The 22,416-nt window shown below is 36.5% G+C and carries 21 protein-coding genes; 6 read left to right on the forward strand and 15 right to left on the reverse strand.

Translation table 11 applies throughout. The features are described from left to right. Positions 1 to 52 precede the first annotated feature (52 nt). From AB3H93_RS03640 to menB, 14 genes are all read right to left on the reverse strand, one after another. Positions 53 to 223, reverse strand: coding sequence for a hypothetical protein (locus AB3H93_RS03640; RefSeq protein ID WP_158000810.1), 171 nt, complete (start codon positions 221 to 223; stop codon positions 53 to 55). 51 nt (positions 224 to 274) lie between these two features. Next, positions 275 to 1,441, reverse strand: a complete 1,167-nt coding sequence (locus AB3H93_RS03645; RefSeq protein ID WP_010719132.1) for a class I SAM-dependent methyltransferase — start codon at positions 1,439 to 1,441, stop codon at positions 275 to 277. A gap of 149 nt (positions 1,442 to 1,590) precedes the next feature. Next, positions 1,591 to 2,406 carry a maltodextrose utilization protein MalA gene (locus AB3H93_RS03650; protein ID WP_034698022.1) on the reverse strand — a complete coding sequence of 272 codons (816 nt, stop codon included), beginning with the start codon at positions 2,404 to 2,406 and terminating at the stop codon, positions 1,591 to 1,593. A 12-nt stretch (positions 2,407 to 2,418) separates the two neighbouring features. Further along, positions 2,419 to 3,270: a sugar ABC transporter permease gene (locus AB3H93_RS03655; protein ID WP_010719130.1), complete on the reverse strand. Its 852-nt coding sequence runs from the start codon at positions 3,268 to 3,270 to the stop codon at positions 2,419 to 2,421. A 3-nt stretch (positions 3,271 to 3,273) separates the two neighbouring features. After that, positions 3,274 to 4,572, reverse strand: coding sequence for a carbohydrate ABC transporter permease (locus AB3H93_RS03660; RefSeq protein ID WP_010719129.1), 1,299 nt, complete (start codon positions 4,570 to 4,572; stop codon positions 3,274 to 3,276). A gap of 407 nt (positions 4,573 to 4,979) precedes the next feature. Next, positions 4,980 to 6,239, reverse strand: a complete 1,260-nt coding sequence (locus AB3H93_RS03665) for an extracellular solute-binding protein (RefSeq protein ID WP_010737611.1) — start codon at positions 6,237 to 6,239, stop codon at positions 4,980 to 4,982. Between the two features lie 98 nt (positions 6,240 to 6,337). Beyond that, positions 6,338 to 8,107 carry a glycoside hydrolase family 13 protein gene (locus AB3H93_RS03670; protein ID WP_368020157.1) on the reverse strand — a complete coding sequence of 590 codons (1,770 nt, stop codon included), beginning with the start codon at positions 8,105 to 8,107 and terminating at the stop codon, positions 6,338 to 6,340. Between the two features lie 327 nt (positions 8,108 to 8,434). Further along, positions 8,435 to 9,547 carry an o-succinylbenzoate synthase gene (menC, locus tag AB3H93_RS03675; protein ID WP_368020215.1) on the reverse strand — a complete coding sequence of 371 codons (1,113 nt, stop codon included), beginning with the start codon at positions 9,545 to 9,547 and terminating at the stop codon, positions 8,435 to 8,437. After that, positions 9,537 to 10,373 carry a 2-succinyl-6-hydroxy-2,4-cyclohexadiene-1-carboxylate synthase gene (menH, locus tag AB3H93_RS03680; protein WP_207432154.1) on the reverse strand — a complete coding sequence of 279 codons (837 nt, stop codon included), beginning with the start codon at positions 10,371 to 10,373 and terminating at the stop codon, positions 9,537 to 9,539. The genes menC and menH overlap by 11 nt, the downstream gene beginning before the upstream one ends. Then, entirely contained in the window at positions 10,366 to 11,079 is a 714-nt protein-coding gene (locus AB3H93_RS03685; protein ID WP_368020158.1) for a thiamine pyrophosphate-dependent enzyme, read from the reverse strand. The genes menH and AB3H93_RS03685 overlap by 8 nt, the downstream gene beginning before the upstream one ends. Further along, entirely contained in the window at positions 11,054 to 12,115 is a 1,062-nt protein-coding gene (gene menD / locus AB3H93_RS03690; RefSeq protein ID WP_368020159.1) for a 2-succinyl-5-enolpyruvyl-6-hydroxy-3-cyclohexene-1-carboxylic-acid synthase, read from the reverse strand. Before menD ends, AB3H93_RS03685 begins: the two co-directional genes overlap by 26 nt. After that, positions 12,112 to 13,473, reverse strand: a complete 1,362-nt coding sequence (locus AB3H93_RS03695) for an isochorismate synthase MenF (protein WP_368020160.1) — start codon at positions 13,471 to 13,473, stop codon at positions 12,112 to 12,114. The genes menD and AB3H93_RS03695 overlap by 4 nt, the downstream gene beginning before the upstream one ends. Next, entirely contained in the window at positions 13,454 to 14,980 is a 1,527-nt protein-coding gene (gene menE / locus AB3H93_RS03700; RefSeq protein ID WP_368020161.1) for an o-succinylbenzoate--CoA ligase, read from the reverse strand. Before menE ends, AB3H93_RS03695 begins: the two co-directional genes overlap by 20 nt. Further along, positions 14,925 to 15,740 (reverse strand): 1,4-dihydroxy-2-naphthoyl-CoA synthase, encoded by an 816-nt coding sequence (gene menB, locus AB3H93_RS03705; protein ID WP_010719121.1) that lies wholly within the window; start codon positions 15,738 to 15,740, stop codon positions 14,925 to 14,927. The genes menE and menB overlap by 56 nt, the downstream gene beginning before the upstream one ends. A gap of 127 nt (positions 15,741 to 15,867) precedes the next feature. Between menB and AB3H93_RS03710 the strand changes: the two genes are divergently transcribed. From AB3H93_RS03710 to bsh, 6 genes are all read left to right on the forward strand, one after another. After that, complete coding sequence (locus AB3H93_RS03710) at positions 15,868 to 16,257, forward strand: PaaI family thioesterase (protein ID WP_368020162.1); 390 nt, start codon at positions 15,868 to 15,870, stop codon at positions 16,255 to 16,257. Positions 16,258 to 16,536: 279 nt separating this feature from the next. Next, complete coding sequence (locus AB3H93_RS03715; RefSeq protein WP_010719119.1) at positions 16,537 to 17,385, forward strand: YitT family protein; 849 nt, start codon at positions 16,537 to 16,539, stop codon at positions 17,383 to 17,385. 208 nt (positions 17,386 to 17,593) lie between these two features. After that, positions 17,594 to 18,004, forward strand: coding sequence for an organic hydroperoxide resistance protein (locus AB3H93_RS03720; protein WP_010719118.1), 411 nt, complete (start codon positions 17,594 to 17,596; stop codon positions 18,002 to 18,004). Positions 18,005 to 18,062: 58 nt separating this feature from the next. Continuing rightward, positions 18,063 to 18,494 (forward strand): MarR family winged helix-turn-helix transcriptional regulator, encoded by a 432-nt coding sequence (locus AB3H93_RS03725; protein WP_034698048.1) that lies wholly within the window; start codon positions 18,063 to 18,065, stop codon positions 18,492 to 18,494. A gap of 131 nt (positions 18,495 to 18,625) precedes the next feature. Then, entirely contained in the window at positions 18,626 to 19,651 is a 1,026-nt protein-coding gene (locus AB3H93_RS03730; RefSeq protein WP_010737621.1) for an AI-2E family transporter, read from the forward strand. Positions 19,652 to 19,955: 304 nt separating this feature from the next. Beyond that, positions 19,956 to 20,933, forward strand: a complete 978-nt coding sequence (gene bsh, locus AB3H93_RS03735; RefSeq protein WP_034866541.1) for a choloylglycine hydrolase — start codon at positions 19,956 to 19,958, stop codon at positions 20,931 to 20,933. 124 nt (positions 20,934 to 21,057) lie between these two features. Here the strand turns inward: bsh and AB3H93_RS03740 are convergent, their stop codons facing one another. Beyond that, positions 21,058 to 22,341 (reverse strand): LPXTG cell wall anchor domain-containing protein, encoded by a 1,284-nt coding sequence (locus AB3H93_RS03740; protein WP_368020163.1) that lies wholly within the window; start codon positions 22,339 to 22,341, stop codon positions 21,058 to 21,060. Positions 22,342 to 22,416 lie beyond the last annotated feature (75 nt).

Here is a 22,416-nt window from a genome sequence, read left to right on the forward strand (position 1 = left end):
ACAAAATTTGTCTCAGTCTCTTCTAGTATCTCTAAAAACGAATAAACGGTGTTCAAACATCAGCCCCTTGAAATAAGCCTGAATTTTTCAAAACATGAGAAGCTGTTTCAAAAAATTCTTTCTTATTGTCATCAGAGCTACCCGATGTTTTTACGACCTCTGATTCACGGCGTTCAAGAAGCAACTCCTCAATAATAAGGGAGGAGCTAAACGCTTCTTTCAAAGCCTCTTTTCATGCGAATCTTAATTAATATTTTTTATTAGGTTTCTCCCCTTATGCACGATGCATTGGAAGATCATTATTACTTGGTTGAACAAGTAAGTATTGGATAACATCAATGTTACTTGATTCAAAAGATGCTGCACAAGCTTGAAGGTAAAGATCCCACATTCGATAGAAGGAATCGCCCATAGTTTCTGTTACCTTGTCTTGTACTTTATGGAAATTATTTGTCCAATGTTCTAAAGTAAGCTGATAGTCCCGGCGCAAACTTTCTAAATCAATTAACTGTAAATCATTATCCGTAATATCTGTTACGATTTCTGCTAATCCTGGAATGTATCCACCCGGGAAAATATATTTGTTGATCCATGCATTAACTGCCCCACCTTGCTGACGAGTAATACCGTGAATCAACGCTGTTCCTTTAGGAGCTAGTAATTTTTGGATGACACCAAAATACTCTTTTAAGTTGTCTGCTCCCACATGTTCAAACATCCCGACACTTGTAATATGATCAAACGTTTCATCTTTTAGATCACGATAATCCATTAATAAGACCCGACATTTATCTTCCAGATGTTCTTCTTTGATCCGATTAGTAATATGGTTATATTGTTCTTCACTCAAGGTAATACCAGTTGCTTTTACATTGTATTCTTTGATAGCTGTAAACATCAAGGTTCCCCAACCACAACCGATATCTAATAACGTATCATTATCCTTGATAAAAAGTTTATCTAAGATGTGGTGAACTTTATTGATTTGGGCTTGTTCCAATGTATCTTCAGGTGTCTCAAAATAAGCACAAGAATAGGTTAATGTTGGATCTAGCCACATTTCATAAAAATCATTTCCTAGATCATAATGTGCATGAATATCTGCTTGATTTTGTTTTTTTGTGTGTTTTTGCTTTTTAGGAAGCCATTTTAAATAGTCGCTCCCTCTTAAAAAGCTGTTTGCTTGTTGGTAAGCATCGTTGATCAACGCTTGAATACTTCCCTCAATCTCAATACGATGATCCATGTAAGCTTCACCTAGAGCTAGAGAGGCGTTATTTGTGATTTCTTTCATTGGTATTTCTTCATGGATCTTAATTTTGATTTGAGGAGGATTGTCAGTATCTCCATAGCGTTTTGTCGTACCATCCCAGTAAGTAACTTCGACTGGAAGGGAGAAAGAACGTGAAAATAATTGATTATATACTGTTTTTTCTAACATGATTTTCCTCCTTAGAATTGCTACTATTTAACGTTAATACTAAAAATTAAAAGAATCAACTCAGAAGGGTATTTTTCAGAAAAAAATCTTTGTTACCTATCAAATTTTCATTATTTTCACATTTATTTTCTCATAATTAGTTGATGATCTTAGGCCTTGACTTCATCTTTAAAGCCAGTTTTAGCAAAAATCCATAGCAATAAAAGAACTGAAACAGTTGATTGAATACCTAACATCAAAACAAAATCAAAATAAAAGAATCCAACAATCGTGGCAATAATGGAGCCAACTCCAATCACATTCAACATTAAATTGGCACTTTCTTTGAATGTTTGGATGGAAGAAAAACGACTCTTTCTAGTTAGCCATAAAAAGAAAGAAGCACCAAATAAAATGAAGCTAGTCATTATAAATAAGATGATTCCTAAACTCATACTATAAGATAAAATAATCATTGGACGATTACTGGCGTAAAATTCCTGTTCTAAAAATGCTTGAAACTCTTGTGGCGTTCGGACTGATTCGGGATTGAAAGACGCTTGGTAATTCATTTGATAGGTTCTTATACGCCCCTGTTCTTTTTGTTGGATTGTCCAATGATTTTTTGCGAAATCAATAAAGGCGTTTTTTTCGTTTTTTTGTTCTTTCGTCAATCCTGACCCAATCAGTATTTCGTTATTCTGATAAATCGTTATTGGTGAATGATTTATTTGCCCATTCTCCATGGGTAATTCTGAAAATTTATTTACTCCATCTTGATCAATTAGTTGGTGAACTGTCAAAAATTGCTCCATAGGGATTGCTTTTACCTGATTGGTATAATACATGGTAATCGGCATAACCATCAACGCGACCAAGAAAAGAAAGATCAGACTCAATTTAGGCCATGACAACTGTCTTCTACCAGCAAAAAGACGTCTAGGACTATTTAAATGAGAAAAGTAATTCAAAGGAAATGTTTGCATCAACACCTGCTCCTAACCTTTTGTGCCACCAGAAGTCAAACCAGTGACAAAGTTTTTTTGTAAAAAGAAGAACAATAAACAAATCGGTAATGCAATGAGGATCGCTCCTGCGGCAAATAATGAAACCCGTTGATTTGTCACATCAGAAATGAATGTTTGCAAACCAACTGCCACTGTTTGATTTTCTGGTGTGCGTAGTAAAAATTTAGCGAGCATGAAGTCTCCAAACGGTCCCATAAAGGCCCACAATGCTTGAACGGCAATCATTGGTTTAACTAACGGTAAAACGATTTGTAGAAAAATCCGGAAATGACCAGCTCCATCTAATTTAGCAGATTCATCTAAATCAAGTGGAACAGTATCAAAATAACCTTTCATTAGCCAAGTATTCATCGGAATTCCCCCACCAATATAGATCATTGTTAAGAACCAGTATCGATCTAAGGCGTTAAGTAGAAAAGCCATGACGTAAAAAGCGGTCAATGCAGCCATCGTTGGAACCATTTGAATCACCAGGAAAAACATCAAGCTTGATTTGCGTCCAATGAAACGGTAACGACTATAAGTGTAACCAGCCAAAGTTACAACAGTCACTTGGATAACCATTGTTAAAATGGAAATAATCAAGGTATTTTTATACCAAGTACCATATAACGTTTCTGAGAATAGCCGTCTAAAATTTTCTAGTGTCCAGTCACTGGATAAATCCAGACTAAAAGCAGCGATATTACCTGATTTAAATGCTGTACTGGCTGTAATCAACAATGGATAGATAATGATGATCGACAAAAGAATCAAAAAAACATAGGTCAAGAATTGTGACAATCTTCGTTGGAATTTAGCACTTGAATTAAATTGTTTCATCGCTTAGTCCTCCATATTAAATGCATTAGTCTTTTTAAACACAAGTAAAGAAACACAAATGACAATTGCAGAAATAATTAGTGTAATGGCTGAAGCCATGGAGTATTGTGGCGAGGTTCCCGTCGTTAGTTTATAGATCCAAGAAATCAAGATGTCTGTTGAACCTGCGCCCCCTCCTACACTTCCAGGACCACCGTTGTTAAATAAATAAATCATCGAGAAATTGTTGAAATTACCAGTATACTGAGTAATAAACGTTGGTGCTGCTACTAGAAAAATAGCCGGTAACGTGATATTAGAGAAACGTTTCCAAGCATTTGCACCATCGATTTTTGCTGCTTCATATAAATCTTCAGAAATGGATTGTAAAATACCTGTTACCATGACATAGATATAAGGGAAACCTAACCACCCTTGAACCATAATGATCGCAACTTTCGTCCAAAATGGATCTGTTTTCCATGAAATCGCGCTAATGTCTACGAATGGCAGATGATTGATAAAAGGAATCACTTGGGTGTTGATCGCCCCCACACTATCATTGAAGATATTAGAGAAACTCATAATTGTTATAAATGCTGGTACCGCCCATGGTAAAAGGAAAATAATACCAAAAAAACGTCTAAATTTAATAAATTTTTGGTGAGCAATAACGGCTGTAAAAATACCTAATGTGATTTGAAGTGTCGTTGCACATAGTGTCCAAATAACAGTCCAAGAAAACACAGAGAAAAAGGTATTACGGTAAGAACTTAAGAAGAAGATACTAAAAAAGTTTTTTACTCCGATCCAATCAATCAAACTAGCAGGTGGGATATGTTTGAAATCATAGTTGGTAAATGCTGTAAATAATGTGACTAGAACTGGAAAAATAATCGTAAAAATCATCAAAAGATAGGCTGGAAGTGTAAGCAAATAAGGAAAACCCTCATCACCAATATTATGTATAACTTCCTTCATCGTTCGGTTGATTTTCTTACCTTCTTTGCGTAAAACTGCGACACGTTTGGCATCTAACAGATTCAGTCCATAGAAAATAAAAAAAATAACCGTAATGATTAGTTGCAGCGTTCCTTGAATCAAAATAAATAAGGAGTGATCCTCCATCGGAACCGTTCCCAGTGTGACTAAGCCAATCAAAGAGTGGAAGCCACCAACTATCAGTTGTAGAATAAATGCTACGAAAATACCTAGAAATACGATTCCTTTGAACGCTTGACCATTAGCAAATTGCCCTAAGCCAGGTATGAGAGACATAAGTGTAATTTTTCTTACATTGATATTATTTTGTTCGTCTTGCATAACGATACCCCCAGTACTACTATTTTATTCTTTGCGCAAGGAAATGAATCAGTCGGCTATCCATAATAGCCATCTATAAGTAACTATTCATAGCAGTTATACATAGTAACTATAAATAGTAGCTATAAATAGTAGCTATCCATGACAGTCATCAATAATTGCTATCAAAAACCATTTTCCATTCATTTGTAATCCTCACTCAGTTGCTATAAAAAAACTCTGCTCGTGGATGTTATTCACACGAATCAATGTGAAACAGTTAAAGAAAATACACCGTTCAACTGTTTCACCTATTGATCCATGACTTGTTTTATGATTTGGTTGACCAAATGAGATTTAGTGGTCTACTATCACCACATCTAGTAAAAATATCCATTTGATCGTGAATAGAGATTGCTTTGTTACTTTTAATATTTTTGCTCAATCGCTTCTTTTATGGTTTTCACTGCTTGGTTAGCAGATTCTTTTGGCGATTTAGAACCTGAAGCTGCATCAAACATTAAGTTTTCAGCACCAGTCCAAACTTCAGCCATTTCTGGAATATTTGGCATTGCTTGCGCAGTTTCATACTGATCAATCACCGCAGTTGTCAATTCATCATTTTTTGATTTAGCTGTTTCACGTGCTGCTTGATTGGCTGGAATCTCATTGACCATTTCAAAGAATTTTTCTTGATTTTTTGTGTTTGTCACATAGTCTAACCATTTTTGTGATAATTCTTTGTTTTTAGAATAGTTACTTGCTACCCAACCTTTTCCTCCACCAAACGGTTGATAAGATTCGCCGTTGTTCAATGTTGGAATTTTTGCTACCCCATAATTGATTTTGTTGTCTTTATAAGTTTGTGCTTGCCAAGGACCATCAATGATTGCTGCTGCTTTGTTAGACATGAATTGTTGGCTAACGAAATCGCCTGCACTCTTGATATCTTGCATCCCTTTTGGCCAAACATTTTGGAACCAGTTTGTAGCATAAGTGATTCCTTCGATTGATCCTGCATTATTTAGACCAATATCTGATGGATTAGTTCCGTTGTCACCAAAAACATACCCGCCATAGCCTGCTAGTAAACCATAAGAATAATAAAAATCAGTCCATTTTGCTAAGAATCCAGTATTTTTTCCTGCTTCTGATTCAAAGGCAAAGCGTTTGTCTTTGGCTAGATTTTCTAATTCTTTGAAAGTGGTTGGTGCTGCATCTACTAGATCCTTGTTGTAATACAAGACTAATGTTTCGATCACCGCTGGTTCGCCGTAAATTTTTCCGTCATAGGTCACTTGTGCTTTATCTGTTTCATCATAGTCGGCTTCATTTCCTAATTTGACTTCCGCTAAATGGCCTTGTTGTCCTAACGCACCAATTCGATCATAGGCTGCCATCATCACATCTGGTCCTTTACCGGCAGGTCCATCCAAAGAAAGCGCTTCTAATTGATCGAACATATCTTTTTCAACTAGCTTGATTTTGACATCATTCTCTTTTTCAAAATCACCCTTGATCTCATTGATGTAATCTTTATAACCAGAATCTACCGATACAGTTAATGTTTTTTCATCATTTCCACCGCTAGCTGTATCAGCTTTTCCATTACCACAAGCTGCTAATCCACCTAAAATACCAAGTGACAATAAACCCAACCCTAATTTTTTAACATAGTTTTTCTTCACTTTTTGTTCCTCCACTTCCATAAATGTTGTTTGTATAAAGAGTATACTGTTATAAAACGACAACTTGCAAACGCTTTCTGCATGTTACCGGTAACAAGTTATTCACACATCAAAATGAATCCGAATTGTTGAATTTCAGCTTTCCCATCATTTAATAATTCACTATTTTGGCTTAAGATAATTTCATTTTTCTGATCAACCAAATAACTTGTAGAAGATTGATTAAAAATAGCATGGATCTTTTGGCCGTTCAATTCACGAGAAAAATGAATCACGTCTTGACTATCATCAATTAGCTCCCAGCAAATCGTACCTGTGATTAAAATTTCAGATAATCGTTTCCGAAGATAAATTAATTCTTTAATAAAACCGTATAATTCCGTATCTTGTTGCTCTTTCTCCCAGATCATACATTTACGACAATCAGGATCATCTTCTCCAGTCAATCCGATTTCCGTTCCGTAATAAATACAAGGTGCGCCTTTTTGTAAAAACATGAAAGTAAGTACAGCTTTCATCAACTCTTTATTTCCATTACACAAGGTTAGGATTCTCGCAGTATCGTGGGAATCTAATAAATTAAATGTTCCTTCGTTTACTTGATCTTGGTACAGCATCTGCTGATGGTTCATGCCACTTGCCATTTGTGAAGCAGTGATTTTTCGTTTGACAAAATAGTCTTTGATTGAGTCTGTAAACGCATAGTTCATTACAGCATGGAACTCATCTCCTTGTAACCAAGCTTGGGATGAATGCCAGATTTCGCCTAAAATATAAATATCCGGTTTGATTGCAGTGACTTTTTCATGGAACAATTTCCAGAAATGATGATCGACTTCATTAGCGACATCTAAACGCCACCCATCAATATCAAATTCTTTCACCCAATAAGCAGCAATATCTAGTAAGTACGATTGAACCTCAGGATTTGCTGTGTTGAGTTTAGGCATGAAAGGTGTAAAAGCAAACGTATCATAAGATAAATTTGCTGCTGTTTCGGGTAAATTCGTCATTTGATAGGCATCCACAGGAAAAGAATGAATATGGAACCAATCTTTATAAATTGATTTTTCGCCATTTTTGATCACATCTTGCCATTGGGGCGAGTCACTACCAATATGATTGAAAACAGCATCTAACATAATGCGTATACCCTTTTTATGCGCTTTTTCGATTAATTCTTTTAACAGACGTTCGTCACCAAAGGCTGGATCAACCTTCAAATAGTCGATCGTATCGTATTTATGATTAGACATAGCTTGGAAAATCGGGCAAAAATAAATACCATTGATTCCCAAATCGACTAAGTAATCGAGGTGATCAATCACACCCTGTAAATCACCACCAAAGAAATCATCTCGGTCAGGTGCTTTACTTCCCCATGGTAGCGTATGAGCTGGATCGTTAGTTGAGTCGCCATTCGCAAATCGTTCAGGAAATATTTGGTACCAAATCGTTTCTTTTGCCCATTGCGGCACTTTGAAACGATCAATTTCATGAAAATAGGGTATCCGGAAATAGTAATTTGGTTCTGCTAAGTTTGCTGGTTCATACGCAAAAATCCCTTGATCCCCGTAAAAACATTCTGTGCCATCAATCCCTACGATATGAAACCCATATTGTAACCTTCTAGTCGAGCTTGTTTGTTCCACTTCCCAGTAATCATGAACTAAAGTACTCAGACTTTTTTTCATTGGTATTTCTTCCAGATACCATTTTTGTGAATCAATCGTATAAGGATCGCCACTAATAAGATAAACTTTTTTTACATCGTCTTTACAGGTACGTAAACGAATTCTGAAAGTATCAGCTGTATATAAAAAAGCATATTCACTTTCCGGTCGATGATAAATTGCTGCGGTGTTCATGTATTTCCTCCTTCATATTTAAGATTACGTGTTCACTATAAAAGAGTGAACAACAAAAGACAACGCTTTCATTTATGTTATCGGTAACAGAATTCTGTTTCCCATGATTATCTCATCAAAAGGAGAAGTTAGGTCAATGGCGACATTAGCTGAATTATCGGTATTGTAGAAAGTGTAATTTTATACTCGCTACTTGCTGATTCATATAAAAAAAGTTCAACAATAAAGAAAGAATCCAAAAGAGAAAGAGCTGCTTTTGGATTCTTTCTGATTACTTGGTGTATCTCTACAACGACCACAGTGATCATATTATTTGTCAAACGTTTATTATTGAGAAAAAAGGAGTTCCTTTTTGTAGCAATAACGTTCGATTTTTTCTTGATCAAGGACTGCCCCATTGCCTTTTCCTAAGGGAATTGCAAGTTTCCCATCAGTGAGGCAAGCTTTATTTTTGATGATATCATCGTAGTAATAGCGATCTGATGCCGATATATCGCCAGGGAAAGTAAAGTCATTTTGGCTGGCAAATTGTATATTTAAGCAACGTCCTACTCCTGATTCAAACATTCCACCTAGCCACACCGTCAAGTTATGTTCACGACAAAATGTTACGATGGATAATGCCTCAGCGATCCCACCCACTCTGGGGATTTTTAGATTAATCCCACGACAACTTCCCAAGGTATGAGCGGTTTTAACATCATTTAGTGTACGAATATTCTCATCTAAACAAATTGGTGTTTTTAATTGTTTCTGTAAATACGCATGCTCGATAAAATCCCGTTGATTAAAAGGCTGTTCAATCATCGCTAGGTTTAATCGATCCAATTCTAACAATATCGGTAGATCCTTTAATGTATAAGCAGAATTGGCATCTGCCATCAAAAGCAAGTGAGGAAATTCCTTTCGTAATAAGGTTAATGGTTCGATATCGTAACCTGGTTTGATCTTTAACTTCAACCGCGTATAGCCTTGAGAAACATACATTCGAGCTTGTTTTAACAATTTTGCAGAATCTGTGTGGATACCTAAACTAATCCCAACTGCTAATTCTGTTTTCGTACTTTTGAAAATTTCTCGGAGACTGACATTCTTTCTTCTGGCATATAAATCCCAAATAGCAGTTTCCATGGCTGCTTTTGCCATAAAATTCCCTTGCACTTTCGTCAATCGTCGCTGAACTTCGAAAGGCTCTTTGATTTGAGACATAGTAAGTAAAGGAATCAATTCATTTTTGATGATCAAGCGACTCATGTCGATCGTTTCTTCAATATAGTCCGCTTGTTGGAAAGAAACCAACTCTCCTACTCCTTGATTGCCTAATTCATCCTCGATTATCAATAAATCAAACGCTTTTTCAGTTAGAATTCCATAACTCGTTTCAAAAGGGGTAGTCAAAGGTAATTTAAGTTGTAATTGCTCGATTTTTCTAATTTGTATCACTTTTTTCTTTCTCCATTATCCATTGATTTACTAGGGAAACAAATTTCGTTGGCTGTTCTAGATGAATACAGTGTCCACTTTTGGGAACCAACGCCATGGAAAACAGACTATTTTCTTCAACCAATTTTTTTCCGATTTTTTGAAACTTATCATCATATTCTCCTGCTAAATAAAGGATCGGTCTTTGGATATTTCTAAGCGATGGCCAGTAATTCGTCTGTTGCCCAGTTCCCATGTACATCAAACTAAGCGCCAAACCAATTGGTTGTTGCATAAGTCTTCCTTGGCGAATCTTTCTTCTTGTCGAATCAGGTAGTTCTTTTTGACTTTCAAATAATGGAATCGATTCCCAATAATCCACAAAACCAGACAATGGTTCAGTCATGATCTTTTGCGCTAATAGAAGATCTTTTTTTTGACGTATGAGTCTTTCGCTAAGCGAACTGACGCCTGGTGTACCACTTTCCATAATGATGCCTAAAATTCCTTTTGGTTGTTCAATCAGCCAAGTTAACGCGGTACGGGCCCCCATGGAATACCCCAACAAATAAAAGGCATCGATCTTTAATTGCAGAACCAATTGTGCTAAATCTTGAACAAGTAATGGAAGCTTATAGCGATAAGGATGAACATAAACATCCGTCTTACCATGCCCGATCAAATCGATTGCTAAAACATTTAAATCTTGAAAAGGCAAAGAAAAGCTCATGGAAGTTCCGGTAAATCCGTGTAAACAAATGATAGTAGGTCTCATTGGAGATGTTCGCTGTAACCAACGATAAGCATAATTAACACCATTGATTTTTATTTTTCCCTCACTCATTTCGATTACCGTATCCCTCAATCATGTGTTGCCAAAGCTCTACTGGTGCTTTTTGTTCGCCAACGACTTCAATCAACGTCCAAGTTGAATTTTTTTTCTCTTCTCTGTTGTCTTTACTGTCTATTCTTTCTCGACTTTCACAAACTATTTGTTCAAATTCAGTCAGCGATTTGGGCTTTTTATAAGCGCCGCAGTACAGATCTGCCACTTTCTCCAAGTCTAGATGTAAGGGTGTTGAAAACAAAGGATCAAAAAAGGAGTTATCTAATTCCCTTTGAGGAAGGAAAGAAAAGATACCTCCCCCGTTATTATTCAAAACGATCACAGTCACCGGCAGCTCAAGTTCTTTGATTATTTGTAATCCATTCATATCATGAAACAAAGCTAAGTCACCAATCAACAAAAACATCTGCTGTTTCTTAGCCGCACAAATACCTGCAGCTGTTGAAACAATCCCGTCAATACCATTTACTCCCCGATTCCCATAGACTGAAAATCGTTGTTTTGAAAAACCAGCGTAGCGATCAATAAAACGAATAGCATTACTATTGGACAAGAAGAGTGTTTCGTCAAACTTTAACAATTGAAAAAGACGCTTACTGGCATTGCTTTCGTTATAGGCATCTAAGGGTAAGGTTGTTTCTATCGTTTGTCTGGCAAGCTTTGCTCTTTCTTGCCAATTAGGATAACCAGTTTCTATCTGCATGAGTATGAAATTCTTCATTGCTCATGTTCTTAACCATGCTACAAAACGTCAGTGGATCAATTGGTAAAACATAATTACTTTGATGTAACCAGTCTTTCCAAGATTCGCTTTCATCAATGATGACATAAGTCAGGTCTTTTGACTGATTTAAATAAAGCATGAGGTTTTTGGCCAATGGCAAGTTACCAAACTGCCAAACGATTTCGGGTGTTTCTAAGCGTTGATCGGCAAAGATCAAATCACCATGAGAAATATAATTGTCGCTTTCTTTCCCGCAATTTCCTAAATTTGTAAGTGGATCACCAAGAATAGGCCATCCTACGATTTCAGCTAGTTCAATCATTTTCGTTGCCTGTTGTGTGGTCAATTCTCTTCCAACAATAATCAACCCTTTTTTGGTTAACCAAGAGTCAAGTTCTGGTAACGAAAAGGAAGTTACTTTATTGATCGTTTCCCCTTTTCTTGAATAATGACGTGTAAATGATTGTGATAAATCCGGCAGTAAAGGTTCTCGAAAAGGTAGATTCACATGTACAGGTCCTTTAGGAATTTTTATTGTAGCAGCCGCACTCTCCCAACCCTGAAAAAACGCATATCTTTCAAAAGATTCTCCTTCTTCTGGCAAAGCCATTCCGATATACTTTTTGACATGGCTTCCATACAAATGTTGCTGATCCATCGTTTGTGGTGCTCCTACGCCTTGCGCCTCTGGTGGACGGTCAGCGGTCAACACAATGAGTGGAACATTTGACGCCTCAGCTTCACAAATGGCTGGATAATAATTTGCTGCAGCAGTTCCTGATGTGCAAATCAGACCCACAGGTTCCTTTTGTGCTTTTGCTAAACCAAGCGCAAAAAAAGCAGCCGAACGCTCGTCCACATTGATATAGCAATTGATTTTCGGGTCACGATAAGCCAATAAGGCCAGTGGTGTCGAGCGTGATCCTGGGCTAATGACCATTTCTTTTAATCCACTTTCTTTCAATCCATGAATAAATGCTAATAAATAAGCAGTCAGCTCTTTTGTGTTCGTCATTCTTTTACACCTCGAATCATCGGTTGAAATTTTAGAGCAGTTTCTAAGTATTCCGCTTCAGGCGTTGAATCTGGCACAATTCCACAGCCAGCATACAACTGGACCTCAGTATCACTCACTACTCCAGAACGAATACCAACTGCAAATTCACCAACATCCTCAGTTAAACTACACCAGCCAATTGGACCACCGTATAACCCTCGCCCAATAGGTTCTTTTTCCGCTATCCAATCAATGGCTGCCTGTTTAGGAACACCGCCTAAAGCTGGTGAAGGATGTAGTTGTCGTATGACTTCTAAAAATGAGAAACCATCCTGACGGCTCCCTTTCAACGTCAAACAAAGATGTTGAACGTCTCGGTTTTTTAAAAGACTTTTTTCTGATACTGTTAGTTTCCCCTTAATAAATGAGTGCATCTGTTCTGTTAAACGTTCGACGACTAATTGGTGTTCTCCAATATTTTTAGAGTCTTTTAAAAGTTTCTCTCCCAATGTAACGTCTTCTCTTTCATTTGAACTTCGAGCGATAGAGCCTGCAATACTAGCGGTCAAAAAATGGGTATCAGTCGCCTGAAGCAAACGTTCAGGTGTTGCGCCAATAAACGCTTGACCTTTTGCTTCTAAAACAAAGTGATAGGTGTTTGGTTGTTGACTAATCAGATGAAGTAAGATTTTTTCAACAGAAAATTCTTTGCCAACTAATTGCATCTGTCTTGCTAAAACCACTTTTTTAAGTGCTGATTTTTTATTTGCTGTGACTTCGATCGTCTCTTCAACAGCTTTTAAGAAATGAGGAACAGCTACTTCAGTTTCTTTTAGTACTTGACTTGGCGAAAAATCTGGGACACATCGCTCTTTCATTTCATTAATAAGTCTCATTTTTTCTTTAATAAACTCATCGAGTTTTTTTAAAGTTTTAAAATGATTCCTTACGGTTATTACAACGGTTAGTTGCTGATGATTTTGCTTGATTAATAGTTCGGGTAGAATAAAACAGCCCTCTGCCAATTCTCCCCAAATAGGCGCTTGTTTTTTGTTTTCAGCATCGAAAGGTAATCCTCCAAAAAGAATCGGAGTCTCTTTTTCAGGAACCAGAAACGAAAGTTTTTTAAAAAACTCTTGTTTAGTATTTATCAGGTCTTCGGTGGACCAGTTTCCACGCTTCTTTAAAAGATTACGCCCAAACCCCAAGAAACCGACATTTTTGTCTGGCGTTTGCCAAAAAAAACGTGTGCCTTTAAAGTCACTCGCTTTTGCAAAGAGATTTGCTAACGGTTCATAAGGAATCTTAAAGCTATAACATACATAGTCAGCTTCAGGTACTTCCTGTAGATTTAGATTAAATAAGTTGGTAGTCAATATAGTTCACTCTTTCTTCTGTTAAAAAAAGTCGTTTTAATGGTTTTCCTGAGGCTGTTTTTGGTAGATCATGGATGACAAAAATTTCGTCAGGATGTTTGTAGGAAGCAAGTGGCTCCATGAGATTGCAAATTTCATTAACGCTGACCTTATCTATTAATTTCAAATAAGCTACTGGGCGTTGCCCCCAGTTAGGATCGGCTCTACCAATAACAATAGCCTCTGTAATTTTCTGACTTTTTAAAAAAATTGCTTCAATCTCAGCAGGGTAAATATTTTCTCCGCCAGAGATGATTCGCTCACTCATTCGACTAAGAATTTTTAGTTCACCAGTATCTGTTAAATAGCCCCAATCACCAGTACAAAACCAGCCCTCTTTCGTCCACGAATGTCGATCTCGTCCGTTGAGATATCCTTTAACGATCGATGGACCTTTCAAAAGAATTTCTCCAGATTCATTCGCTTGATCTGTCCCATCGATTTTAATTTGCACACCCATTAGCGGACGACCAACCGTGTCCTTAAACTTTGAATGCATATGGATTTTACCTGCGACAACTTGGGAACATGTTTCTGTCATGCCATAAGACAACATAACGGGTAGCTTCAACTGGCAACAGTCTTCAAGTAAGGTAGATTCAATCGGACCGCCACCTAATAAAACTTGCTTCAAAGAAGAAGGATAACCGTCTTCTGGTACAAACGGCAACAGATCTTTTAACATTTTCGTGACTAACGACAAATAAGCGGTTTTTTCGCTTAAAATCAGTTGGTTGACTTCTGATGGGTGAAATTTTTCACATAAATGAACGCTAATTCCTAAAACAAGGGAACGTAAAAGAATCGATAAACCACTGATATGGTACAACGGGACGCAACAAAGCCAATTCTCGCCAGACTCGATAGCCATACTTTTTTGTGTAGCTAGGCTACTTGCTTGATGGTTTGAAAAAGTTTGAGGTACTCCTTTTGGCTTTCCAGTAGTCCCAGATGTATACATGATCGAGGCTATTTGCTCCAATTGATAGCCGAAATCAATTGGTGGTTCATTAATTCTCCCGATTAGTTCCTTTTTTTTCGGGAAAGAAATGATGGTTACATTTTCAAAGGAAAAATGTTCAGGATGTTCAGTGATCAATAGTCGTGTATTGGCATCTTTTAACTGATAAGCTAGTTCTTCACTGGTTAACCTTGTATTTAGAAATTGGATCTCCATTCCTAATTCCCATAGAGCTAAGATCGACTGATACATCATTGTCTGATTGTCGCTCAAAATGGCTACTCTTTTAATAGTTTTTTGTTGATTGCTTATAAAACGTTTGAAATAATAAGCAAGTTGCTGTACATAGTGATTCAATTCACTAAACGTTAGACAAACATCTTTCGTATAAAAGGCTGACTGATCTGGCTGTTCTAATGCTTGTCGTTGCAACCAACTATTTGGTTTTTGTTTAGGGAAATTTAGGAAATTGGTCAAAGTCAGGCTCTCTCTTTTCTTTGAATGCATCGCGTCCTTCTTGAGCTTCAGCCATCGTGTAGTAAAGTAAAGTGGCATCCCCTGCTAATTGTTGGATCCCCGCTAGTCCGTCTGTATCTGCGTTCATTGCAGCCTTGATCATTCTTAATGCTAAAGGACTTTTCTTCAACATTTCTTCTGCCCACTCTATCGTTACGTCTTCAATTTCGGCTAAAGGTACCACTGTGTTGATCCAATTCATTGCTAAAGCTTCTGTTGCGGAATACTGTTTCGTCATAAACCAGACTTCTTTTGCTTTTTTATGACCGATCACTCGAGCTAGATAGCCTGATCCATAACCGCCGTCAAAACTTCCTACATTCGGACCTGTTTGTCCAAATTTCGCATTTTCAGCGGCAATTGTGATGTCACAAACAAGTTGTAAGACATTGCCTCCACCGATCGACCAACCTTTGACCATAGCAATCACAGGCTTTGGAATGACCCGAATCAAGCGTTGGAGATCTAGCACATTCAAGCGAGGGATTTGATCATCACCTACATACCCGCCATTTCCTCGAACTTTTTGATCTCCACCAGAACAAAATGCTTGATCTCCTGCCCCAGTTAAAATAATCACACCAATATCTTGCCGCTCTCGACAAATAGTAAAAGCTTCAATCATTTCAAACACTGTCTTTGGAGTGAATGCATTGTGTACTTGAGGTCGATTAATTGTTATTTTTGCTATTTTACCATGTTTTTCAAAAAGTATTTCTTCATAGTCTTTAATTGTTTGCCATTCTCTCATTTTATTCCTCCTCTAAGTTGAACATTCTTATTATACACAAAAGCCAAAGAAAACGTTTGTAATTTTATATTTTTTAAGAATTTCTGTTATACTATTCAAAAAAACAAAAAAGGAATGAAACCTAAAAATGAATTTAATCGAATATTTACAGATCGAGACAATATCTATCTCAAAAGAACAGGTTGAATTGTTACTACCGATTTCTGACATCCATCTCCAACCTTTTGGCTTCCTTCATGGCGGAATCAACGGTATCTTAATTGAAACCGCTTGTAGTATTGGCGCTAACCAACATTTAAGCTCGACACAATATGCGGTAGGTGTAGATTTACATGTCAACCACCTTAACAGCGCTCAAAATGGACAATTACGAGTGATCGCACATCCGACTAAAATTGGACGCTCTATCCAATTTTGGGCAGCTGAAATCTATTTAGAAAAAGAAAACAAACTAACCCCTGCTCATCTTATTGCCAATGGTTCTTGCACACTAACTGTTCGTAACGAATCGACATGACGTTGCATTTATGTCCAACCTTTCATCCATTAAATTTCCATCTTTATTTGCTCTTTATCGAATTAAGGAAAAGTAAAAGACATCTTTCATTTTTATTTCAATCGATAAAAAATATTAATATTCACTATCTATAGCAACATAGTGAACTCATAGCTCCTCTATTTCTCGACCTGAAATGTTAGACTAACCTAACATTTTTTTAAAATAGTAGTTAACTTTAGGTGGATATTACGTTATAATGAAAAAAGCACTAAAAAATTAAAATACAATAATGAATGGATGAAGCAAATGAAAACGATGATTTGGACATACATAAAAATAATGTTTGCCTTAACCATTTTAGGTGTAGGTATCAATATGTTTTTAGGGCCTCACCATATCGCAGCAGGCGGTGTGAGTGGTTTAGGTATTCTCTTAGAATCGGCTTTAGGTTTTGATCGTGCAATGGTCATTTTAGTATTAAATATCATCATGTTGGTATTAGCTCTTGTATTTCTTGGAAAAAAACCTTTTTTCAAAGTGCTTTTTGGAAGTCTTGTCTTTCCGCTGATTATAGCGGTCGTCCCTGAAATGATGGTTACGTCGGATCGTTTACTTTCAGTGATCTTTGGTAGTGCGATCTTTGCTCTGGGTGTCGCTATTTTATACAAAAATAATTCTTCAAGTGGCGGAACAACTATTCCACCACTGATCTTCAAAAAGTACTTTCATTTGAATACTTCGATTGGTTTATTGGTAACAGATGCGTTTGTTGTATCACTTAATTTATTTATTTTTGGGTTTGAAGAATTTTTATATGCCATTCTTTCGATCGTCATTACCTCGATTGTAATGTCTTATATTGAAACAGGAATGAATCGTAAAAAATCGATAATGGTGATGAGCGAAACCTCTATCGAAGAAATCCGCCAACGTTTAAGTGCGGAAATTGGTCGTGGCTTAACTTTATTAGAAGCAAAAGGTGGCTACAACCGCAAATCTAAAGAAGTTTTATTGATCGTCGTAACAGACCAGGAGTTTTCAAGAGTCAAACCATTGATCGAAGAAATCGACCCTACTGCTTTTGTGATTGTCAGCAGTGTAGCTGAAGTAACTGGTAGTGGCTTCACTTACCATCCAATTGAGTAATAAGAAGCTTATTCATAAATACTTCCTCTTCTATTTTTGTATTTCTTCTAAAAATTGATGCTGCTTAAATAATTTATCTAAAACGAGTGATGCCATAACGTGTAGTCGCTCGTTTTTTTATGCCCATGCTGAAACGAATTAGTTGCCTTTCTCAATTAAGTTGTATACAATTTAATTGTACAAAATCAAATTTAAAGGAGTGTTTTTTATGAAAAAAATGTATTCTACAAAAATGATCAATACTGGTGGTCGTTCAGGTGAAGTTCATAGTCCAGATCATTCATTTGAACTTGCAATTGCGGCTCCTGGACGTCGTGTAGCCGATGCAACGAATCCTGAGCAATTATTTGCAGCAGGTTTCAGTGCTTGTTTCAATAGTGCGTTAGAATTGATCAAAAATCAAAAAAATATCTCTGGTGCTTCTACCATCAGTGCTCAAGTATCTTTGTATGCTGAAAATGAAATGAGTTTTGTTTTAGGCGTTGAAATTGAAGGTCATGTTGAAGGTCTTTCTTTAGAAGAAACACAAGAATTATTGGAAGCAGCTCATAAGGTTTGCCCATATTCTAAAGCAACTGCAGGTAATATTGAAGTGACATTGACTGCCGTTAACAGCTAGACATTTATTACAAAATCAGCTATGCTAACAAGGAACTACGAGAATCGAGGTGGAGAAAATGGAAGATTTATATTTAGAAAACCAGTTGTGCTTTCCTTTATATGCCACCTCTAAAGAAATCATTCGCTCGTACAACCCTTTGCTGAAGCCTTTAGATTTAACTTACACGCAATACCTGGTAATGCTTGTTTTATGGGAAAACCAACAAGTCACAATGAAAGAACTTGGTAGCTTACTTTGTTTAGATTCTGGAACCTTGACGCCCGTCATAAAAAAAATGGCTGACAAAGGCCTACTTCAAAGAAGAAGAGCAGATAAAGACGAGCGTATTACGATTCTATCACTGACTTCTAATGGAAAAGCTTTAGAAGAAAAAGCAAAAGATATTCCTGCTAAAATATTAGCGAGTCTTCCACTTGAACCGGATGAGCTTGTTCTTTTGCAAAAACTCAGCAAGAAAATGCTAACTAATTTTCGGGAAAAACACTAGGAAATAAACAGTCAAACTGCAGACATTGCTCATCAATGTCTGCAGTTTTTATTTTTTTCTTCCTAATTCCCTATTTCCGCTTTATAATCAAATATGTACGCTATGACTTAAATTACTTGGAGGTTGTTGATTTGTCTGTTTACCAACGCTTTTTGGCGAATGAAAAAATTCGTCGTATGACTGTTCTATTAATCATTATTGTAGTCCTTTTTCTTGTAAGAAGCATGATTACAACAATTTTACTAACTTTTATTTTTACGTATTTAATGATTCACTTAGTGCAAATTATCCAACGATTCATTAAGGTTCCAACCGGGGTATTAACCATTATTGTTTATGCTCTTGTGGTTTACCTAATCTATTTAGCATTTACAATTTATATCCCCGTCTTGGTACACCAAACATTTGACATGGTCAAATCAGTCATCAATTTCTATGAACATCAACCCAAAGACGCTGATCCGGTTTTACTTTATATCCATAATTACATTGAAAGAAATGATTTCTTTGAACAATTACAAAATGGTGCATCAATTGCTTTAGGCTATTTGCAAGACTTTGGTAAGATGGCTGTCGCCTTTACTATGTCTTTTATCTTAAGTTTCTTTTTTATGATCGAAAAGAAAAAAACAATCCTATTTTCCCGCTTATTCTTAAAAGGCGAATTTTCTTGGTTCTTCCAAGACATTTATTACTTTGCTGATAAATTTGTCAATACCTTTGGATTAGTATTAGAGGCACAGTTCATTATTGCTTTATTAAACACGATCCTCACAACTATTGCTTTGGCTGCTTTTGGTTTCCATCAGTTGCTTAGTTTAGCAATTATGATCTTTATTTTAAGTTTGATCCCAGTTGCTGGTGTCATTATCTCTTGTGTGCCCTTATCCTTTATTGCGTATTCTCAAGGTGGCATAAAAGATGTGGTTTACATCTTATTAACGATTTTAATCGTCCATTTACTTGAATCTTATGTTTTGAATCCAAAATTGATGTCTAGTAAAACAGAATTACCGATTTTCTATACCTTTATTGTATTATTGATCAGCGAACGCTTTTTAGGAGTATGGGGTTTGATTGTTGGTATTCCAATTTTTACATTCTTATTAGATATATTAAAAGTGAAAGAAATTCCCAACCATCCCCTCAAAGAGTGACTTTCTTTGAATCAGAACCTGTAAGATTTACTTCAGTTTAATTATCATAAAAATTTTGTGACGTCTCTAGCTCTGAGAAATAAGTCGAAGAATCCCTTCTAGTTAGGGCATTCTTCGGCTTATTTTCCGCTAAAATTTTCTAGAACACCGCACACTTGTCTTGTTAATCCTTACAAAGTAAATCCATCTTAGAAAAGATCTTTTTTTATAATAGGAGTTTTTTTAATCAAAAATCAGTTTTTCTGGTAAAAAACTAAAATTGGTATTATCATTAATTTATATTAATAAAAGGAGGAGATGTATCATGTGTACATCCATTGTTTATGCAACTAAAGATCATTATTTTGGACGAAACTTAGATTTAGAGCTTTCTTATGGACAAGTAGTGACAATTACGCCTAGAAACTATCCTTTTAAATTTCGTCGAACGGATCCTCTACCCTCTCACTATGCGTTAATTGGTATGGCTGCAGTTGTTGATAATTATCCGTTATATTTTGAAGCAACAAATGAAAAAGGACTTAGCATGGCAGGTTTGAATTTCCCTGAAAATGCTCATTACTTTGAAGAAGACTCTGGTAAAACCAATATCTCACCATTCGAATTTATCCCTTGGTTATTAGGAAAATGCGCAACAATCGATGAGGCAAAAAAATTACTTGCTGAGATCAACTTAGTAAATATCAATTTTAGTGAAGAACTTCCACTTTCTCCTCTTCACTGGATGCTTGCTGACCAAAATGAAGCTCTCGTGATCGAATCAACCATTGATGGTTTGAAAATTTACAATAATCCAGTCGGTGTGTTAACAAATAATCCACCTTTTGATTATCAATTGTTTAATTTAAATAACTACCGTCATGTTTCTCCTACTGTATCTTCCAATCATTTTGCGAAAAATCTAGAGTTGGATGTGTATAGTCGTGGAATGGGTGGATTAGGCTTACCAGGCGACTTATCATCTGCTTCTCGTTTCGTAAAAGCTGCCTTTACAAAATGGCAATCAGTCTCAGGAGATTCAGAGATGGAGAGCGTGAACCAATTTTTCCATATATTAACATCCGTGGAGCAACAAAAAGGATTGTGCGATGTAGGAAATGGGAAGTTTGAATATACGATCTATTCGTCTTGTTGTAACATGGACAAAGGGATCTATTACTATACTACTTACAACAATCACCAAATCACCGCAGTTGAAATGCATAAAGAAAATCTCGAAGGCACTGAATTGATTACTTATCCAGTGGTTGATCAAGAACAAATACATTATTTAAACAAATAAAAAATAAGTGATTTAATACTTATGGTTCATCACTTATTTTTCTAGTAATTTTCTATTTTATAAAGAAGAGAATGAGGATGTGCTCCTCATTCTCTTCTTTTAATAATAATGTTATTTGTTTGCTTTAACTTTGTTTTTCACTATTTCGTAACTTTCTCACTCCGAAAATAGAGAAAATGATAAGTGTAAACCCAAGATACATAAAACTTGGTGTTGCTTTATCTGCTGTTTTTGGTAATTGACCACTTATACCATTACCAAGAGATTTTTCATTATCTGAGAAATTATCATTGTTTATTTCATAATTGTTTTCATTTTTAGGCGTTAAACTACCTGATAAAGACATCTGATGCGATTTTTCTTTGATCATATCTGGCAAAATTACTTGATTTTTCGTATTAACGTCAATTAAAGATTCCCCCACAGTTGGAAATTCTTCTTTCTTAGGTATCTCGATTTCCACTTGAGGTTTTTTCATTTCATCTGGAGTTGGATCAGTCGGTTCAACTGGATCTGGCTTTTCTTCCGGTGTTGGATCAGTCGGTTCGACTGGATCTGGCTTTTCTTCTGGCGTTGGATCAGTCGGTTCAACTGGATCTGGTTTTTCCTCCGGTGTTGGATCAGTCGGTTCGACTGGATCTGGTTTTTCCTCCGGTGTTGGATCAGTCGGTTCGACTGGATCTGGCTTTTCTTCTGGCGTTGGATCAGTCGGTTCGACTGGATCTGGCTTTTCTTCCGGTGTTGGATCAGTTGGTTCAACTGGATCTGGTTTTTCCTCCGGTGTTGGATCAGTCGGTTCAACTGGATCTGGTTTTTCTTCTGGCGTTGGATCAGTCGGTTCGACTGGATCTGGCTTTTCTTCCGGTGTTGGATCAGTTGGTTCAATTTCTGGTAATTCGGTAAAATTATCCTCATCAACATTAAGCATTTCTTCAACTGTCTGACGTTGACTATAAGGCGTAAGATGCTGATTATCTGTCGGACTGCCATCAGCTACTTTGATCGTAAATAATGCTGGCTTTGTTAAATGTTGATTTAATGTTACAGTAAAGGTAAAACTAGCCTTATGTCCATTAATCTGAAGCGTAGTTGGATCGTACCCAATCGTCAATGCTGGATCAACATTCTCAAATACTACATTGGATTGTGAGATTGGTTGCCTATCGCCTGAATAGCTGACACTGGCTTTGACTGGTACCGTTTTTCCCACCGGAAATTTCATGATTCCTGAATTTGTTGTGGAAAATTCATCCTGTAGTGTGATAAAATTCACGTTTGCCCACCCAGGCTCTTTCGTTTTAGTAACGATTGGGTGGTGCTCTTCAATCTTTACTTGTTGCGTTGCTTCGGCAGTTACCGATAGGCCTGTCAAAGCAACAGTAGCCATTATAAGTTTTAAGTGATTCATTTTTACATCTCCCCCGTTTCAAACACTTTTGGCTTGCAATACATAAGATAATACAAACGGCTAAAATATTATTAC

The sequence above is a fragment of the Enterococcus sp. C74 genome, assembly GCF_040887125.1.
Taxonomy (GTDB): domain Bacteria; phylum Bacillota; class Bacilli; order Lactobacillales; family Enterococcaceae; genus Enterococcus_B; species Enterococcus_B hirae.

Excerpts from the sequence above, each read along its gene's own strand:
- AB3H93_RS03645 (WP_010719132.1), bottom strand. The coding sequence starts at position 1,441 with ATGTTAGAAAAAACAGTATATAATCAATTATTTTCACGTTCTTTCTCC.
- AB3H93_RS03650 (WP_034698022.1), bottom strand. The coding sequence starts at position 2,406 with ATGCAAACATTTCCTTTGAATTACTTTTCTCATTTAAATAGTCCTAGA.
- AB3H93_RS03655 (WP_010719130.1), bottom strand. The coding sequence starts at position 3,270 with ATGAAACAATTTAATTCAAGTGCTAAATTCCAACGAAGATTGTCACAA.
- AB3H93_RS03660 (WP_010719129.1), bottom strand. The coding sequence starts at position 4,572 with ATGCAAGACGAACAAAATAATATCAATGTAAGAAAAATTACACTTATG.
- AB3H93_RS03670 (WP_368020157.1), bottom strand. The coding sequence starts at position 8,107 with ATGAACACCGCAGCAATTTATCATCGACCGGAAAGTGAATATGCTTTT.
- menH (WP_207432154.1), bottom strand. The coding sequence starts at position 10,373 with ATGAGTGAGGGAAAAATAAAAATCAATGGTGTTAATTATGCTTATCGT.
- AB3H93_RS03685 (WP_368020158.1), bottom strand. The coding sequence starts at position 11,079 with ATGCAGATAGAAACTGGTTATCCTAATTGGCAAGAAAGAGCAAAGCTT.
- menD (WP_368020159.1), bottom strand. The coding sequence starts at position 12,115 with ATGACGAACACAAAAGAGCTGACTGCTTATTTATTAGCATTTATTCAT.
- menE (WP_368020161.1), bottom strand. The coding sequence starts at position 14,980 with ATGCATTCAAAGAAAAGAGAGAGCCTGACTTTGACCAATTTCCTAAAT.
- menB (WP_010719121.1), bottom strand. The coding sequence starts at position 15,740 with ATGAGAGAATGGCAAACAATTAAAGACTATGAAGAAATACTTTTTGAA.
- AB3H93_RS03710 (WP_368020162.1), top strand. The coding sequence starts at position 15,868 with ATGAATTTAATCGAATATTTACAGATCGAGACAATATCTATCTCAAAA.
- AB3H93_RS03715 (WP_010719119.1), top strand. The coding sequence starts at position 16,537 with ATGAAGCAAATGAAAACGATGATTTGGACATACATAAAAATAATGTTT.
- AB3H93_RS03720 (WP_010719118.1), top strand. The coding sequence starts at position 17,594 with ATGAAAAAAATGTATTCTACAAAAATGATCAATACTGGTGGTCGTTCA.
- AB3H93_RS03725 (WP_034698048.1), top strand. The coding sequence starts at position 18,063 with ATGGAAGATTTATATTTAGAAAACCAGTTGTGCTTTCCTTTATATGCC.
- bsh (WP_034866541.1), top strand. The coding sequence starts at position 19,956 with ATGTGTACATCCATTGTTTATGCAACTAAAGATCATTATTTTGGACGA.
- AB3H93_RS03740 (WP_368020163.1), bottom strand. The coding sequence starts at position 22,341 with ATGAATCACTTAAAACTTATAATGGCTACTGTTGCTTTGACAGGCCTA.